Consider the following 17,987-nt stretch of genomic DNA (forward strand, 5'->3'; position numbering starts at 1 on the left):
AATCACAAACGATGAGTACGAAAAATCAAATCAGTGTAGTGATTCCGCCTGCAGTATTGGCAGAAGCTACCGAAAAACTACAAGAAGTTAGAACTCTAATCGCACCTTATGTACAAGCCTTGGCGCCAGGTGAGAAAGCATCAATTTTCAAAATGGGTGACAAGACCGTTGCTACCGTACAAAAAGTAAAAGACTACACGAACACTAATCCGGAATTTGCTCCTACTTATATGGATACACCAGAGTTCCTAAAGGATGAAGCCGTGGTAACAGGACTTTCTCCACTTCGTAATCTAGCGGAACAATTGGCATCCGACCTCAGCGACACGATTACCATTGCAGGAAACGAAGCGCTTTTGGCAGCCCTCCTTTATTATGGTGCAGTAAAAGAAGCATCCAATAAAGGCGTAGCAACCGCAACACCAATTTACGACGACCTCAGCAAGAGATTCACGAGAAAAGGCAACAAAAAGAAACCTGACACAGAGTAAATTCATTTCTCAAACTATCTAAATGACTCTTTTACACTCAAAAACCAGTATAAAAGGGTCGTTTTTGAGTATAAAAGACTCAATTCCAGTCTCCGAGACTCAACGTTGAGTCAAAAAGACTCGAAATCCAGTATAAAAGACTCGTTTTTGAGTCTCGGAGACTCGATGATGAGTGTAAAAGACTGGTTGGTGAAGGTTTTTGGGTGGAATGAAAAAATGGGTTATATTTGGTTAGTAATATAGAAAAGATTTGGAAAATATTTATTTTTTGAATATATGTACCTGATTTTTTTATTTCCCTTAAACATAAATTGTAATTTTTAAACAACTATCTGTTGAAAATAATATTTTGGAACATTAAAAATAACAATACATTTAATGTTATACACGATTTGATTGAGACCGAACAACCAGACTTGCTATATTTAGCAGAATACAAGCAGCTTGACATAGAAGCTTTTAAAACAAATCTTCAATCTTTAAATTATCAAATAATCCCCAATCCTGGGTGTAATAAAATATTAATTATTAGTTCAAGAACTGTCGACGATATCAATCTTACACTGCAACAAAATGACTATAGTGGAATTTATTTAAAAAGAACCGATATAAATATTATAGCACTCCATATGCCTTCACAATATTCTTATGATTTTGATGCTCTAAAGTATAATATTTCAGAATTTAAATCGGATTTTGAACAATACATCGGAAAATCATCTAATACTAATATCATTTTAATTGGAGATTTTAATGTCAATCCTTTTGAAAAACCAATGGTAAACTATGACGGCCTAGCCGCAACAAATTCAGTTAACTTTAATTCAAAAAGGACATTTAGAGGTAAACAAAAGGAAGTTTACTATAATCCTACTTGGAAATTATATGCTAAAACATATTTCCCAGGAAGTTTCTATAGAAAAAGACCATCAAATAGTTCATTTGATGTAATTGAACACCATTTCTTAGATCAGGTTGTTTTAAGTGAAAAGTTTTTAAAAAAAATAAAGGTTGACCATATTGATCTAATTGAAGAAACTAAAAATTATACTATTTTTGATTCTAGTAGCTATAATATCAATTACTCGGATCATTTACCAATTAAATATGAATATACACTATAAAATATGGACTGGAAAAAATTTGAAATAAAAAAATTAAATACTCCAACAGAAGTTGTATTGGATGTCATTTCAGGATTTAGCGAAGCCACCAATAATTTATTAAAATTAACCTTAGTTAAAAAATCAGAGGTAGAATTACTTAATTCTAAATATTCTGCAAATTTTAGTGATGATTTAGTTTTACATAGCCAATTTATGAGAGCATATAAATATATAGTTTTCGAACTATTTTATAATGTTCAACTATATCCTTGCGCATTGAAGATCGAATACGGAATTAAAGCAGAATTAAATATAAGTGATTCTTTGGTGCAAATTGAAAATGAAGAAAATTTACGACATACGCTTGAGCTAATATTTAAAACCAGCAAATTCACAGAAATAGTCAGTGGATTAATGAAAATTGCAAGTCTAGAAAAGACGGAAGATGATGATTTGCCTTTTTAAAAAAAATTGTTTTGATTTCCCCGCTGCGCAAAGTCTCCTGACTTTGAGCAATACAACAAAGCGCTAATCATCAGCAACCAATCAAAAAAAGCACAGACCAAAATCTGTGCTTTATAACCACGATGGCGCGGATTTACAATCCGTGACTTTCGCTAAAACAAATCCGCGCTATCCAATTTGATAACAAACAAAAAAAGCACAGACCAAAAATCTGTGCTTTCTATTTTATAAAAGTTTAATTACTTCTTCTTCGCCGTCGCTTTCTTCGTAGCAGGCTTTTTAGCAGTAGTTGCTTTCTTAGCCGCCGGTTTCTTTTTCTCAGCAAAGGCTTTCGGGTCTTGTGCTGTGATCCATTTTTTCACCTCATCTAATGAAACATCTTTCAGTTCGTCTGCTTCATACTTAGAATCATCTTTCTTTTTAGGGATTTTATAGATATTCTTGCCGTATTTTACAATCGGTCCCCATCTCGCATTTTCGATAGAAATTTTTTCTGCTTCCCAATGCTGGATGTATCGGTTGGCTTCTTTCTCCAGTTTGGCATCAATCAATTCATTGATATCGTTTTGAGAAAGATTATCGAAGTTATAACGTTTCGGAACGTTGATGAAAATACTTTGATATTTGATAAAAGGTCCAAATCTTCCCGTTCCTTTGGTTACAGGCTCACCTTTGTAGTTAGCAATTGGTGCATCTGCCACTTTCTTTTCATTGATGATTTCCTCTGCTCTATTTTGGTCAATAGATAATGGATCTTCACCTTTCGGAACACTGATGTAAGTCTCGCCCCATTTCACATAAGGTCCAAATCTTCCAACACCCACAGAAACGGGTTGACCATCAATTTCTTTCAAATCGAAAGGTAACTTGAACAACTCTAAAGCTTCCTCCAGTGTGATGGTCGCAATATTTTGATTGGACATCAATGAAGCAAACGTTGGTTTCTCCTCATCGTCCTGCTCGCCTATCTGAATCATTGGTCCAAATCTTCCGATTCTTGCGTGTACGTTTTTACCGGTTTTAGGATCAACGCCTAAGATTCTTTCGCCATTCGCACGGTCTGCATTTTCCTCAACATCTTCAATCCTTGGATGGAATTTCGAATAGAAATCCGTCATCATTTCCTTCCACTTCTGGTCACCGTTGGCAATCTCATCAAAGCCTTCTTCCACTCTGGCCGTGAAACCATAATCCAGAATCTCAGCAAAATTGTTGATTAGGAAATCATTCACCACCTCCCCAATATCCGTAGGAACGAATTTATTTTTATCACCACCAAACTTTTCATCAATAACTTCTTTTTTAACTCCGGTTTTGCCTAAAGTCATTTTTACGATTTCTCTCGTTTGTGGTTCTATTTCTCTTTTATCAACGTATTCACGATTCTGAATGGTTTGAATTGTCGGTGCGTAAGTCGATGGACGACCGATTCCCAATTCTTCCAGTTTTTTAACCAAACCAGCTTCGGTAAATCTAGCTGATGGTCTTGTGAATTTTTCTGTTGCTGTTATTTTTTTATAGTCTAAAGCTTCGCCAATTGCTACTTTCGGTAACAATTTTTCGTTGCTTTCGTCATCATCATCTTCAGTTTTCACAATGCCGTAAGCTTTTAAGAAACCATCGAAAACGATAACTTCACCTTGCGCTTCGAAGTGTTGCGACAATTTTGAATTCCCAATTTCGATAACCGTTTTCTCGATTTTAGCATTCTCCATTTGGGAAGCCAAAGTTCTTCTGTAAATCAACTGATACAATTTATTCAATTGCACATCACCAATGGATTTCACAGAAAAGTCTGTCGGGCGAATCGCTTCGTGCGCTTCTTGTGCAGACGATGATTTTGTGGTATAATTTCTCGGTTTAGAATAATTTTCGCCGTATTCTGAAATAATTTGTGCCTTTGCTCCATTGATAGCTTCCTGAGAAAGATTTACGGAATCCGTTCTCATATATGTGATGAATCCTTCTTCGTAAAGCCTTTGTGCCAGACGCATCGTTGTTGTCACACCATAACCCAATCTGGAAGAAGCTTCCTGTTGTAACGTAGATGTTGTAAACGGAGCAGATGCTGTACGAGATCCAGGTTTGGTCTCAACATTCAGAACATTGAAATCTGTTGTTTTTGCTAATTCCAAGAATTTTTCTGCCTCAGATTCTTTCTCAAAATCTTTTTTCAGTTTAGCGGCGATCTCCTGTTTTGCATTATTCAGGAAAGTTCCTTCCACTTTGAAACTTGGCTTTGGAACAAAACTTCTGATTTCCATTTCTCTTTCTACCACCAATCTTACTGCAACAGACTGAACTCTACCGGCAGACAAACCCGTTTTTACTTTTTTCCAAAGCACCGGCGACATCTCAAAACCTACAATTCTGTCCAAAACTCTTCTCGCTTGTTGTGCGTTAACCAAATTTTGGTCGATATCTCTTGGATTATCAATGGCTTTTAAAATCGCATTTTTGGTAATCTCGTGGAAAACAATTCTTTTTCTATTTTCAGGCTTCAGTTTTAGCTCATCTGCCAAATGCCAGGCAATAGCTTCTCCCTCGCGGTCCTCATCGGAAGCCAACCAAACCATTTCTGCTTTTTTAACAGCAGCTTTTAGTTCCGTCACCAGTTTCTTCTTATCAGCAGACACTTCATAGTCCGGTGTGAAATTCGAAAGATCGATTCCCATCCCTTTTTTAGGCAGATCACGGATGTGCCCGAAGCTGGACTTAACCTCGAAATCTGAGCCTAAATATTTCTGAATTGTTTTTGCTTTTGCCGGAGACTCGACGATCACTAAATTTTTTGGCATTCTAGAAAAATTTTTGCAAAAGTAGGAGTTTTTTTATTATCAACCATTTTAAGAATCATTTCTATTGTCTATTCCTTATATATATTATTGATTTTATAATATTTTTTAAACTCTGGATTCTAACTTTTTCATTAAATTCGCAGACTCAATTGACAAAAACCAACAGTTTTATCTATTGAAAATGAATAAGTTCTATGAACAATAAAAAACTTTAACCCTACTGTAAAACTATTGCAGTCTAAATCAAAATGCATCGTCTCTTCATCCATTTATATTATTTTATTTCTAAAAACCGGTTCATTTCCATCGCAGCAGCATTGGGAATTCTTGTCATTTGTGGTTTTTTTGCTTCTAAAATTAATTTTGAAGAAGACATCAATCAGATTATTCCGAAAAACGACAAATCTGATTTGACAGCAAAAGTTCTAAAGCAATTGAACTTTTCAGACAAAATTATTGTTATCATTGAGAACAAATCAAAAGATGACCAATTCCAACTTTCGGAAACTGCCGATACTTTTTTACATAAAATCGAACCTTTACAGAAATACATCGGTTCTGTTCAGGGAAAAGTAAATGACAACGAAATTTCCGAAACTTTTGATTTTGTCAATCAGAATCTGCCTTTATTTCTGGATGAAAACGATTATCAGGAAATTGAAAGAAAACTCAATAAAGACAGTATTGCAAAACAGGTAGAGAACAATTATGTGTCGCTGGTTTCGCCAACAAGTTTAGTCACCAAAGAATTTATCAAAAAAGATCCGCTCGGAATCACTTTTCTCGGAATCAAAAAACTCAATGCTTTAAACATTAGTAAAGATTTCAAGCTGGAAGACAATTATATCGTTACCAAAGACGGAAAAAACCTCCTGCTCTTCATCGATCCTAAAAATAAAAGCAACGACACGAAAAACAACGAAGTTTTCGTCAATCAGTTAAATGAAATTAAAGACAACCTCAACAAAGAATTCAAAGGAAAAACTGATATCAGCTATTTTGGTTCGCCGGTAATTGCGGTTGCGAATGCCCAACAAATCAAGAAAGACATTCAGAATACGGTTATTATTTCGATGACGGTTCTGTTGATTTTGTTGATGTATTACTTCAGGAATTTCTTTACGCCACTGATTGTATTTTTACCAACTGTTTTTGCCGTTTTCATTTCACTGATGATTTTATACTTTATTAAAGATAAAATCTCTGCAATTTCGCTCAGCGTCGGAGCAATTTTAATTGGAATTACCATCGATTATGCCCTTCATATTTTAACGCATTACAAGCACAACAACAATATTGAAGAGCTTTACAAGGAAATTACGCAACCGATTATTTTGAGCAGCGCAACTACGGCGGTTTCATTTTTGTGTTTGGTTTTCGTTCGTTCTGAAGCGTTGAAAGATCTTGGGCTTTTCGCTGCGATTACAGTTTTCCTGTCGTCTTTTACCGCTTTGATCATTGTTCCGCAACTGTATCATCCGAAAGAAAAATCCGATCAAGTAAGCACCAATTTCATCGATAAAATCGGAAATTACCCTTACGAAAAGAACAAACCTTTGATTATCGGATGTTCTTTGATGATTATTGCGTGTCTTTTGGGGTTCCGTCACGTTGGTTTTAACGAAGACATTGGTGATTTAAATTACATTCCAAAAGATTTGAAAATTAGCGAAGCGAAACTTGAAAAATTATCGGACCTTACTTCAAAATCGATTTACACGATTTCTTATGGAAATTCTGAAAATGAAGCTTTGGCGAGAAATTCCCAGCTGAGCCGGTTTTTGGAAAAAGAAAAGCAGGAAGGAAAAATCCTAAGCTATAATTCGCTTGGAAATGTTGTTTTATCGAAAGAAGACCAACAAAAAAAGGTTGAAAAATGGAACCAGTTCTGGAATCAGAACAAAAAAAATCAGACAATCTCTGAATTGGTTCAAAATGGAAACAAATTCGGATTCAATGCTTCTGCTTTCGATAAGTTTAATGAAAATTTAAATAAATCATATTCAACTTTAAGTTTAAGAGATTACGAAAAAATTAAAGCACTTCAAATCTCAGAATTCCTAAGCAACGAAAATGGTTTTTATACCGTTTCGAATGTGGTGAAAGTGGACGAAAAGAAACGCGATGCTTTCATCAAAGATGTTGAAAAGAATCACGATGCTTTGGCAATCGACCGCCAACAGATGAACGAGAACTTTTTAGGTTTGCTTAAAAATGATTTTAATACGCTAATCAATTACTCACTTTTAGCCATTATTCTTACGATTATTGTTTTCTTCAGAAATTTCGAATTGTCTGTTTTGACGATGTTTCCGATTGTTTTAACGGGAGTTGTGACTGCAGGAAATTTGTATTTTCTTGGTTTGGAATTGAATATTTTCAGTACCGTTGTCTGTACTTTGGTTTTCGGAGTCGGTGATGATTTCAGTATTTTCCTCACGAAAGCGATGCAGAAAGAACATACAACCGGTAAAAATGAACTTCCAACATACAGAATTTCGATTATTTTGGCAGTTTTCACAACGATTTTATCCATCGGTTCTTTGATTTTTGCGAAACATCCGGCTTTACATTCTTTGGCTTTAGTCGCTTTAATCGGAATGTTTTCCGTGATTGTAATTACCTCAACCTTATATCCGTTTTGGTTTAGGTTTTTAATTATCAACCGACAGAAAAAAGGTTTGTCGCCGATTACTTTCAGATTGTTTTTGCACTCTGTTTTATCATTTCTTTATTATGGTTTGGGTGGATTTTTATTTTCGGTCTTCGGAAGTATTTTTGTGAAGAATGCAAAAGGCAACACTTTGATTTTCATTAAAAAATTCATTGCAAAGTTTCTTGCTTCGGTTTTATACACTAATCCTTTTGTTAAGAAAACTGTTATCAGAAATCCGAATGAAGACTTTAGCAAACCTTCTATTATTATTGCTAATCACACATCGTTTCTTGACACATTGGCAATGGCAATGACGACTCACAAAATCGTTTACCTTGTTAATGATTGGGTTTATGAATCTCCAGTTTTCGGAAAATTGGTGAAGGCTTTAGGCTTCTATCCCGTTTCTCAAGGCATCGAAAATGGAATGGATAAACTGAAGGAAAAAGTAAAAAACGGCTATTCTTTGATGGTTTTTCCGGAAGCGAAACGCTCTTTCGACAATGATGTTAAAAGATTTCACAAAGGCGCTTTTTATCTTGCAGAGCAATTTGATTTGGATATTGTTCCTGTTTATATCCACGGGAATTCCGAAGTGCTTCCGAAAGGAGATTTCATCATTTATGACGGCGCTATTACGATAAAAGTTGGCGATAGAATTAGTAAAAATGATTTGAGTTTTGGGAAAAATTATTCTGAAAGAACGAAGAAAATCAACGCATTGTTCAGAGAAAAATTTTCTGAATTGAGAACTGAATTGGAAGATGAAAATTACTTCAGAAAGAAATTATTCTTAAGTTTCCTTTACAAAGAAAATGAAGTTGTAAAGGAAATCAAACGAGATTTTGAAGCGAATAAATCGGTTTATTTTGAACTGGACAAACATATTTCAAAAGAAGCAGTGATTCTACACATTTCAGATGACTTTGGTCAAAAAGATGTTCTTTTAAGTCTTTATCATGCAAGCAGAAAGATTTTCAGCTTTATCAGTAATGAGGAAAAGCGAGAAGTTGCCGAACAGAGTTATATTGTCAAAACAAGAAAAATCAATTATATCAACAACATTTCTGAGGTCAATAAAAACATTGATGTGCTTTTGATTTCTGATGACCACTTCGATCTCTCAAAAATTGCTGATTTTCCGGAAACTGTTATTTTATTAAAAACAAAAGCATTATTGTTTTCTAACAAGAATTATTCTTTAATATTTGACTCAAACACCATAAAAGTTTACAAAAAAAATGAGAATAAGGGCTAAATATCATAGTTTTGTATAAAACCATTTTTTTAATGCCTAAAAAAATTCTTGTCATATACTATTCACAAACCGGACAACTGAAGGATATTGTGAAGAATATAGCTCAGCCTTTTGAGGAAAAAAAAGACGAATATAGTGTCACTTATTACAACATCCAGCTCAAAAAGGATTTCCCTTTTCCGTGGCCAAGTGATGTTTTTTTCAACACATTTCCAGAATCTTATCTGCAAATCCCAAGTGAAATATTACCTCCACCAGAAGATGTTCTGAATCAAAAATTTGATCTCATCCTTTTCGGATATCAGGTTTGGTATTTAACACCTTCTATTCCGATTATTTCGTTTCTGAAAAGCGGTTATGCAGAAAACATCCTGAAAGATACACCAGTCGTTACAATCTCAGGAACCAGGAATATGTGGATGCTTTCTCAGGAAAAACTAAAAGTCTATCTGCGTGATTTAAAGGCTCAACTGGTCGGAAATATTGCATTAGTTGACAGACATGACAACTACACCAGTGTTCTTACAATCCTGCGTTGGCTGACAACCGGACAAAAAGAAAAATCCGGAATTTTACCTGCCGCGGGAATTTCTGACGAAGAAATTGCCGGTTCTGTAAAGTATGGTAAGATTATTGAAGGGCATTTGCGCGAAAATAACTTTAAGGATCTTCAGCCCGATCTGGTCAAAAACGGAGCGGTAGAAATAAGGCCTTTTTTGGTAAGAGTAGAGAAAGTCGGTAACAAAATTTTCACCGTATGGTCCAATCTGATTATCAAGAAAAAAGAAAAGCGTCCTTTGCTGATAAAATTCTTTAAGGTATATTTGATGGCAGCGATCTGGATTATTTCACCCATAGTTTTGGTTCCACATATCCTTATGACACCAATATTGTGGTTTAAAAGAAAAAAACAAAGAGAATATTTACAAGGAATTAATTTAAAATAAAAAATGAGTAACGTTTATATCACCAAATCTTCTACATACCTACCAAACGAACCGATAGCCAATGACGATATGGAAAGCTATCTTGGTTTGGTAAACAACACACCTTCTAAAGCAAGAGCACTGATTTTGAGAAATAATCAAATCAAAACCAGATATTATGCGCTTGACAAAAACGGACAACCCACTCATACCAATGCTCAGATTACCGCGAATGCAATCAATGGGCTTTTTGATGAGAATTTCAAAAAAGAAGATATGGAACTGTTATCTTGCGGAACAACGTCTGCAGACCAAATCCAACCGTCTCATGCATCAATGGTTCACGGTGAGTTGAATATCAATAAATCTGTAGAAATCAATACTTCTATGGGACTTTGCAACTCTGGGATGAATGCGCTTAACTATGGTTTCCTTTCTGTAAAAGCTGGTGTTAAGAACAATGCAGTTTGTGTGGGTTCTGAGAGATTTTCTTCTTGGATGACAGCGGACAAATTTGATCACGAAGCAGAAAACCTGAAACTTTTGGAAGAAAAACCCATCATCGCTTTCAAAAGAGATTTCCTACGATGGATGCTCTCTGATGGCGCTGGCGCATTCTTATTGGAAAACAAACCGAGAGAAAACCAGACGTCTTTAAGAATCGAATGGATCGATTTCTATTCTTACGCTCACGAGATAGAAGCTTGTATGTACTCTGGTTGTGAAAAACAGGAAGATGGAAGTCTAAAATCTTGGGCAGATTATCCGTCTGACGAATGGTTGAAGCAATCAATTTTCGCTTTGAAACAAGACACAAAAATTCTTGATAAATATATTTTAGTTAAAGGCGCAGAAAGTTTGAGAGCATCTTTTGACAAACACGAGTTGGATCCGGAATCTGTAGATCACGTATTGGCCCACATTTCTTCTGGTTATTTCAAAGACGGATTGAAGGAAGAATTTGCCAAAGTAGGTTTGGATTTCCCTTGGGAAAAGTGGTTCTATAATCTTTCTGAAGTTGGAAACATCGGTGCTGGATCCATTTTCATTGCTGTAGAACAATTGATGAATTCTGGTAAATTGAAGAAAGGAGAAAAAATCCTTCTTTGCGTTCCGGAAAGTGGAAGATTTGCCTATTCTTGTGCATTATTGACAGTTTGTTAATGGAAATCAAGTTACCAAACTCTGACAAAGATTTTATAGAAAGTCTGATTCCGCAAAAGTTTCCTTTTGTAATGGTAAGCGGACTTTTGGAATATTCGGAAAATCATTTGATTTCCGAATTTGTCATTAAAGAAGACAATATTTTTGTTAATGAAAACACATTTCAAGCCTCTGGTTTGATTGAACATCAGGCGCAGAGTGTGGCTCTGCATACGGGTTACAAATATTTTCTTTTAGGCAAAGAATCTCCAACAGGTTACATCGGTGCTATCAAATCTTTTGAAGCCGAAAGTTTACCTCAAACTGGAGATGTATTAAAATCCGAAGCGACTATCATTAATGAAATGATGGGCGTAACATTGGTAGAAATCATTACAAAAATCAATGATAAAGTGATTGCAAAATCGCAGATGAAAACCGTTGTGAAATAATTTTAAATGGAACTGAAAGATCAAAGCTTAATCAACATCCACAATTTTCTGCCACATCGCGAACCAATGCTGATGACAGATTACATTTTGGAATTGACGGAAGAAAAAGTCATCACATCATTTAAAATTACCGAAGACAATATTTTTATTTCTGATAATGACTTTGTTGAAGCTGGATTAATAGAAAACTTGGCGCAAACGTGTTCATCGATCCTCGGACAAAGTTTTTTCCAGAATCCGAATATTGAGACAAAAGTAATCGGTTTCATTACGAATATCAAAAAAATAGAGATTTTCGCATTGCCAAAAGTGGATGATATCATCATCTCAAAAGCATCATTAATCTCTCAATTTGAAAACATCTGCAACATTTTTTGCGAAACTTTTCTTAATGATGAAATATTAATCAGAGCTGAAATTAATTTGTTTATTCAGGAAATAAAACAATAACGATGAAAAAACAGGATATTCCCCAAGACGAAAGTAATTTGCAGTCTGCAAATATGACCGAAATGTTATATGTGACGGATGAAAATAACAATTACACCACGGCTCAAAGCATTGGTTGGGAAGCAAAAAAAGCAGCGTTGGACGAATCAATGGAATTGATTTACGAGCGTATAGCAGAAGCTAAACAGAATGTTGCCAATGGAATAGTAAGTCCAATCATCTATTTTATGGAATTGAATAAAATGGATCTACAGGTTCTTGCAGCTTATGTTGACAAATGGCAATGGACGGTCAAAAGGCACACAAAACCCAAAATTTTCAAAAAACTCAGCGATTCTACCCTGAAAAAATATGCCGATGCATTCGGAATTTCGGTAGACGAATTAAAAAACTTCGACGGTAAATAACAATGAAAATCAACTTTGAACATCACCAAACCGCACATTGCGAAAACGGTGTTGCCTCCAATCTATTACTCAACAAAGGGTTAAAACTTAGTGAACCTATGATTTTCGGAATCGGTTCCGGATTGTTTTTCGTGTATTTACCTTTCCTGAAAGTGAATTTTGCGCCGGGATTCAGCTATCGTCCGATGCCGGGAGCGATTTTCAGCAAAGCCGCAAAAAGACTGGGAATCAAAATCAAAAGACAAAAATTCTCCAATCCAAAAGATGCGCAAACTGCTTTAGAAAAAAATCTGGAACAAAATATCCCGACAGGTTTACAGGTTGGCGTTTTCAACCTGACTTATTTTCCTGAAGAATATAAATTCCACTTCAATGCTCATAATCTTGTTGTTTACGGCAAAGAAAACGGAAGATTTTTAATTAGCGACCCTGTAATGGATTTTGCCACTTCCCTTTCCGAAGCCGAACTGGAAAAAGTTCGTTACGCAAAAGGTGCACTTCCACCAAAAGGTCATATGTATTTCCCGACTTACATTCCGGAAGCGGTCAATCTGGAAGAAGCGATTAAAAAAGGAATTAAAGACACCTGCAAAAATATGTTGGCTCCCGTTCCGATTATTGGTGTAAAAGCGATGCGTTGGGTGGCAAAAAGCATCCCGAAATGGGCAGAGAAAAAAGGAACGAAAGTGACCAATCATTATCTCGGACAACTTATCAGAATGCAGGAAGAAATCGGAACCGGCGGTGGCGGATTCAGATTTATTTATGGTGCTTTTTTACAGGAAGCTGCTGTTATTCTTAAAAATGATGAATTGAAAGAATTATCCAAAGAAATTACCGCAATCGGCGACCTTTGGAGAGATTTTGCTGTGGATATTGCGAGAGTTTACAAAAACAGAAATTCGAAAAGTGATATTTATAATCAGCTTTCAAAATCGATGCTTCATATTGCTGATTTAGAAGAAGCTTTTTACAAAAAACTAAAAAAAGCGATTTAACCGTCAGTAGATTAATTTATCTAAATTTGTACTAAAATACAATCACTTATGACAACATTCAGTTTTAAAATAGATTCAAGCGAAAGTAAAAAAATTAAAGCCATTTTAAAAGCTTTAGGTGTTGCTGATTTAAAAATACAGGAAGACGAAACTCCTTCGAAGGATTTTGCTGAAAAAGTAAAAAGGGCTAGAAAAGCTTATTCAGAGGGAGATATTGTTGCTGTTAACACAAAAAACGTATGGGAAGGTATCAAATAGTCCGTACAAAAGAAGCGGAAAAAGACCTTTCTAAAATTTTAAAGTCCGGCAATAAATCTGACATTAAGAAAGTAGAAATTTTCTTTAAAGAAATAGAAGAGCATCCAAGAACGGGAAATGGAAATCCGGAACATTTAAAGTATTTTGATGGAGAAATTTGGAGCAGACGAATCAATAAAAAAGACAGATTTGTTTATGAAATTTATGAAGAAGACAAAAATGTAATCGTAGTAAGTTCTTTGGGACATTACAGCGATAATTGATCTCTTCTAAATTAATTCATAAAAAGTCAGAACTACCAAATGTCAAATTTCATCATAGAAATAAAAAATCTTTATAAGAAATATAAAAATGCAGAAGAATTTTCTGTAAACGATATTTCTTTAAATATATCTAAAAACGAAATCTACGGAATTCTTGGTCCAAACGGAGCTGGAAAAACGACTTTGATTTCGATGCTTTCAGGTTTAATCAAACCAACTTCGGGAAGTTTTACCATCAACGGACTTTCGCCTCAGAAAAATAGTACCAAACTGAAACAGATTATTGGCGTTGTTCCGCAGGAATATGCACTATATCCGACTTTGACAGCCAAAGAAAACCTGATGTTTTTCGGAAGTCTGTATGGTTTAAACCACAAAAAATTGAGAGACACCATTGATGAATCTTTAGAATTAATGGGTTTGTCAAAATTTGCGGATAAAAAAGTTGATCAGTTTTCGGGAGGAATGAAACGCCGTTGTAACCTGATTGCCGGAACGCTTCATAACCCGAAAGTATTGTTTCTGGACGAACCGACTGTTGGCGTTGATGTTCAGTCCAAAAAAGCGATTATCGATTATCTTTTGGATTTAAATAGAAAAGGAACCTGCATTATTTACACGTCGCACCATTTGTCGGAAGCGGAAGAATTTTGCACCCAAATAGCGATTATCGACCACGGAAAAATCCACGCCACCGGAACGCCTGAAGAATTGGTAAAAAGAGTGGCCAATGCAGAAAACCTGGAAGACGTTTTCATATCATTAACCGGAAAAGAACTGAGAGATGTTGTATAAACTGTGGAGGAGTTTTTTTAAGGAAATCCTTTTACTGAAGCGGGATATCGGAGGAATTGTCATTATATTTTTAATGCCTTTGCTACTGATTATTACTATTACCTTGATTCAGGATTCGACGTTCAAAAACCTGGAAGGTTCAAAAATTCCGGTTATCTTCATCGACAACGACCATTCTGAAATTTCAAAAAGAATAGAATCCGAACTGAAAGCCAGCAAAAGTTTTCAGCTTTTGACGGATTACAACGAAAATTCGGCTAAGGAAGCGGTTTTTTCCGGCGATTATCAGATGGCGATTGTGATTCCTCAGAATCTTACGAAAGATATCAATTCAAATATCGATTCAAAAGTTCAGACAATCGTCAGTTCTTTTGGTTTAGAATCGGATTCAACCGCAACAAAAGTTGTAGCCTCCAAAGCAAAAGATATTCATCTGTATTTTGACCCTGCAACCAATGCCGGATTCAAAAATTCGGTGATGAATGCCATCAACAAAATGGTTTTCGAGATCGAGAATAAAAAAATCTACAAAGCATTCCAAGACCAACTTGGTACAACGGAAGATTTGGATAACAAGAGTTTGATTACTTTTAAAGAAATTGTTCCCAAATCTGCTTTGGAAGCCAAACCAAACTCAGTGCAACACAATGTTCCAGCTTGGGCGTTGTTTGCAATTTTCTTCATTGTGGTTCCTTTGTCGATTAATTTAGTTAAAGAAAAAAGTCAGGGAACGAGCGTGAGAGTTCGCGTGAGTCCGACTCCGTATTACATTCATATTTTAGGAAAAACATTTACGTATCTGATTATTTGCGTCATCCAGTTTTTACTGATGGTTGCCGTCGGAATATGGCTTTTCCCGTATATGGATTTACCACAATTTGATGTGACAGGGAAAATGTTCAATCTTATCATCGTCACTTTGTTTGCTGGATTAGCCGCAATCGGATTTGGAGTTTTATTGGGAACAATTGCTGATACTCAGGAACAATCTGCTCCGTTTGGTGCAACTTCGGTCGTGGTTTTGGCTGCAGTCGGCGGAATTTGGGTTCCGGTATTTTTAATGCCTGAGTTTATGCAGAAAATTGCCGCATTTTCTCCTATGAATTGGGGCTTGAATGCGTATTACGATATCATTTTAAGAAACAGCGGAATCGGTGAAATTGCCAAAGAATTGATTTTCTTATTTTTATTTTATGTAGCAATGGTTGCCATTGCTTTATTTTACGAAAGAAAACAGAATGCTGTTTAACCACAAGGAACAATAAGATTTTTCACAAAGAGCACAAATAAATAAGTTTCTAAAGAATATACATAATTTTTGTGTCCCTTGTGAAATCCTTTGTGCACCTTGTGGTAAAAATGAACAGTTAAATTTAAACTTTAAAAACACAAATGAATATGAATGAAAATGAGATTTCAAAAGTTATATTTGATGCCGGATTAAAAGTTCACCGTCAGCTTGGAGCAGGACTTCTGGAAAGCGCATATGAAGAATGTCTGTACTTTGAGTTACAGAAATCCGGATTACTGATAGAGAAACAGAAGCCAATGCCATTAATTTATGACGAAATAAAACTTGATATTGGCTATAGGATTGATTTATTAGTTGAAAGAAAAGTTGTTGTAGAAATAAAATCCGTTGAAACATTAAATGACATCCATATCGCTCAAATTTTAACTTATTTAAAATTAAGCAATTGTAAATTAGGTTTATTGATTAATTTCAACTCAGTTTTATTTAAAAATGGTGTTAAGAGGTTAATTAATGGAACATTATAAATAAAATTTTAGAATAATCATTGTGAACTTTGTGACTCACTTTGTGAACCTTGTAGTTTATTAACCACGAAGAACACAACGGGTTTTCCAGTAAGAACACAAGGAATATAACTAAAAATGAGTTTAAAATAGTGACCTTTGTGATAAACTCTGTGCCCTTTGTGGTAAAAAAAGAAAAAAATGCAGTCTAAAGATTTAACTTGTACCGAAGAAGTACGCGTAAGATTCAATGAAACAGACCCGTTGGGAATTGTTTGGCACGGTCATTATATCGTGTATTTTGAAGACGGAAGGGAAGCTTTCGGAAGACAACACGGTTTGACTTATCTTGACATTCAGAAAGCGGGATTTGTAACACCTATTGTAAAAAGTACCTGCGAACATTTTCTGCCTTTAAAATACGGAGAAACTTTTAAAATTGTAACGACTTTCGTGAATTCAAACTCTGCGAAATTGATTTATAAATACGAGCTTTTTAACGAAGAAAATAAATTGGTCTGTTCAGGAGAAACGATTCAGGTATTCTTAGATTCAGATAATAATTTATGTTTGTATAATCCTGATTTTTTTCAGGCTTGGAAAGATAAAATGGGATTATAGTGAGGAAGGAAATTTATATTACAGATTACAATTGCGTCACACCTTTAGGCTTTGATGTTTCTTCGAATTGGAATGCTCTTTTGGAGGGAAAATCCGGCGTAGCTTTACATAAAATCATAGAAAATCAGGAGCCTTTTTATGCTTCAATGGTTGATTCTGAAAAGTTAAACGAAGAATTCAATAAAAACTTCGACAATCAGAATTTCACACGACTGGAAAAAATGTTTTTGCTGAGTTTAAAACCTTTAGTTGAAAAACATCAGATTTCAGACGAAACGGCTTTTATTTTATCAACCACAAAAGGAAATATCAGTTTATTAAAAAACCAGAAAACTTTACCGGAAGGCGTTTTTCTTTCCAGCTTAGCTCAAAAAATTGCTGACTTCTTCGGATTTAAAATAAAACCGATTGTTGTTTCCAATGCCTGCGTTTCCGGCGTAATGGCGATTGCTGTTGCGAAGAATATGATTGTGGCAGGAAAATATAAAGATGCTTTTGTCATTGCCGGAGACGAAATTTCTGAATTTGTAATTTCTGGTTTCAACTCTTTTCAGGCGATCGGAACCGAAATTTGTAAACCCTACGATAAAAACCGTGACGGGATTAACATCGGTGAAGCAACAGCAGCAGTTTATATCACTTCAGAATTAAATCAAAACGAAAAATTTAGTTTTAAAGTTTTAGGAGATTCAGCAATTAATGATGCGAACCATATTTCGGGGCCATCAAGGACTGGTGACGGATTATTTGCAAGCATTAAAAATGCAATAACAGAAGCCAAAGTTCCCGTAGGAAAAATAGATTTTATTTCCGCACACGGAACGGCAACAATATATAACGACGAAATGGAAGCCATCGCTTTCAACAGAATGGAATTGCAGAATGTCCCTTTGAACAGTATGAAAGGTTATTACGGACACTGTTTGGGTGCTTCGGGATTATTGGAAAACATCATTTCTATGGAATCTGCTTTGAACAATACTTTAATTCCGTCTAAAAACTTTGAAGAAACGGGAACTTCCCAACCTTTGAATATTATTAAAGAAAATCAACCTGCGGAAATCAAATATATTTTAAAAACAGCATCAGGTTTTGGCGGGTGTAATGCAGCAATTGTTTTGGAAAAATGCTAAAATGAAGAC

At 35.3% G+C, this 17,987-nt stretch carries 18 protein-coding genes; 17 read left to right on the forward strand and 1 reads right to left on the reverse strand.

The genetic code is table 11. The annotated features are described in order from the left end of the window. The first annotated feature begins 11 nt into the window (after positions 1–11). The 3 genes from KI430_RS11265 (at position 12) to KI430_RS11275 (ending at position 2,062) form a co-directional block, all read left to right on the forward strand. Positions 12–491, forward strand: a complete 480-nt coding sequence (locus tag KI430_RS11265) for a hypothetical protein (RefSeq protein WP_248874835.1) — start codon at positions 12–14, stop codon at positions 489–491. A gap of 335 nt (positions 492–826) precedes the next feature. After that, positions 827–1,615 (forward strand): hypothetical protein, encoded by a 789-nt coding sequence (locus tag KI430_RS11270; RefSeq protein ID WP_248874837.1) that lies wholly within the window; start codon positions 827–829, stop codon positions 1,613–1,615. 3 nt (positions 1,616–1,618) lie between these two features. Continuing rightward, the gene (locus KI430_RS11275; protein WP_248874838.1) at positions 1,619–2,062 is read left to right on the forward strand and encodes a hypothetical protein; all 444 of its coding nucleotides are present in this window, start codon (positions 1,619–1,621) and stop codon (positions 2,060–2,062) included. 239 nt (positions 2,063–2,301) lie between these two features. On the opposite strand, the gene topA is transcribed toward KI430_RS11275, so the two are convergent. Next, positions 2,302–4,860, reverse strand: a complete 2,559-nt coding sequence (topA, locus tag KI430_RS11280) for a type I DNA topoisomerase (RefSeq protein ID WP_248874840.1) — start codon at positions 4,858–4,860, stop codon at positions 2,302–2,304. A 248-nt stretch (positions 4,861–5,108) separates the two neighbouring features. On the opposite strand from topA, the gene KI430_RS11285 reads away from it, so the two are divergent. From KI430_RS11285 to KI430_RS11350, 14 genes are all read left to right on the forward strand, one after another. Further along, complete coding sequence (locus KI430_RS11285) at positions 5,109–8,774, forward strand: MMPL family transporter (protein WP_248874842.1); 3,666 nt, start codon at positions 5,109–5,111, stop codon at positions 8,772–8,774. Positions 8,775–8,806: 32 nt separating this feature from the next. Further along, positions 8,807–9,721 carry a dialkylrecorsinol condensing enzyme DarA gene (locus tag KI430_RS11290; RefSeq protein WP_248874844.1) on the forward strand — a complete coding sequence of 305 codons (915 nt, stop codon included), beginning with the start codon at positions 8,807–8,809 and terminating at the stop codon, positions 9,719–9,721. A 3-nt stretch (positions 9,722–9,724) separates the two neighbouring features. Then, positions 9,725–10,864: a beta-ketoacyl-ACP synthase III gene (locus KI430_RS11295; protein WP_248874846.1), complete on the forward strand. Its 1,140-nt coding sequence runs from the start codon at positions 9,725–9,727 to the stop codon at positions 10,862–10,864. Further along, on the forward strand, positions 10,864–11,295 hold the full coding sequence (locus KI430_RS11300) for a hypothetical protein (protein ID WP_248874848.1): 432 nt from the start codon (positions 10,864–10,866) through the stop codon (positions 11,293–11,295). Before KI430_RS11295 ends, KI430_RS11300 begins: the two co-directional genes overlap by 1 nt. Positions 11,296–11,301: 6 nt before the next feature. Then, a complete protein-coding gene (locus KI430_RS11305) occupies positions 11,302–11,745 on the forward strand; it encodes an ABC transporter permease (RefSeq protein ID WP_248874850.1) in 444 nt (147 codons plus the stop codon). Between the two features lie 2 nt (positions 11,746–11,747). Beyond that, positions 11,748–12,152, forward strand: a complete 405-nt coding sequence (locus KI430_RS11310) for a hypothetical protein (RefSeq protein ID WP_248874853.1) — start codon at positions 11,748–11,750, stop codon at positions 12,150–12,152. A gap of 2 nt (positions 12,153–12,154) precedes the next feature. Beyond that, entirely contained in the window at positions 12,155–13,150 is a 996-nt protein-coding gene (locus KI430_RS11315; protein ID WP_248874855.1) for a BtrH N-terminal domain-containing protein, read from the forward strand. Between the two features lie 48 nt (positions 13,151–13,198). Continuing rightward, positions 13,199–13,408, forward strand: coding sequence for a DUF2683 family protein (locus tag KI430_RS11320; protein WP_248874857.1), 210 nt, complete (start codon positions 13,199–13,201; stop codon positions 13,406–13,408). Continuing rightward, positions 13,390–13,671 carry a Txe/YoeB family addiction module toxin gene (locus tag KI430_RS11325; RefSeq protein WP_248874859.1) on the forward strand — a complete coding sequence of 94 codons (282 nt, stop codon included), beginning with the start codon at positions 13,390–13,392 and terminating at the stop codon, positions 13,669–13,671. Before KI430_RS11320 ends, KI430_RS11325 begins: the two co-directional genes overlap by 19 nt. Before the next feature lie 39 nt (positions 13,672–13,710). Next, entirely contained in the window at positions 13,711–14,466 is a 756-nt protein-coding gene (locus KI430_RS11330; RefSeq protein WP_248874860.1) for an ABC transporter ATP-binding protein, read from the forward strand. Then, entirely contained in the window at positions 14,456–15,715 is a 1,260-nt protein-coding gene (locus KI430_RS11335; protein WP_248874862.1) for an ABC transporter permease, read from the forward strand. The genes KI430_RS11330 and KI430_RS11335 overlap by 11 nt, the downstream gene beginning before the upstream one ends. 149 nt (positions 15,716–15,864) lie before the next feature. Beyond that, positions 15,865–16,245, forward strand: coding sequence for a GxxExxY protein (locus tag KI430_RS11340; protein ID WP_248874864.1), 381 nt, complete (start codon positions 15,865–15,867; stop codon positions 16,243–16,245). Between the two features lie 180 nt (positions 16,246–16,425). Next, entirely contained in the window at positions 16,426–16,845 is a 420-nt protein-coding gene (locus KI430_RS11345; RefSeq protein ID WP_248874866.1) for an acyl-CoA thioesterase, read from the forward strand. Beyond that, complete coding sequence (locus tag KI430_RS11350) at positions 16,845–17,978, forward strand: beta-ketoacyl synthase N-terminal-like domain-containing protein (protein WP_248874868.1); 1,134 nt, start codon at positions 16,845–16,847, stop codon at positions 17,976–17,978. The genes KI430_RS11345 and KI430_RS11350 overlap by 1 nt, the downstream gene beginning before the upstream one ends. Positions 17,979–17,987 lie beyond the last annotated feature (9 nt).

The sequence above is a fragment of the Epilithonimonas zeae genome, from assembly GCF_023278365.1.
Classification (GTDB): domain Bacteria; phylum Bacteroidota; class Bacteroidia; order Flavobacteriales; family Weeksellaceae; genus Epilithonimonas; species Epilithonimonas zeae_A.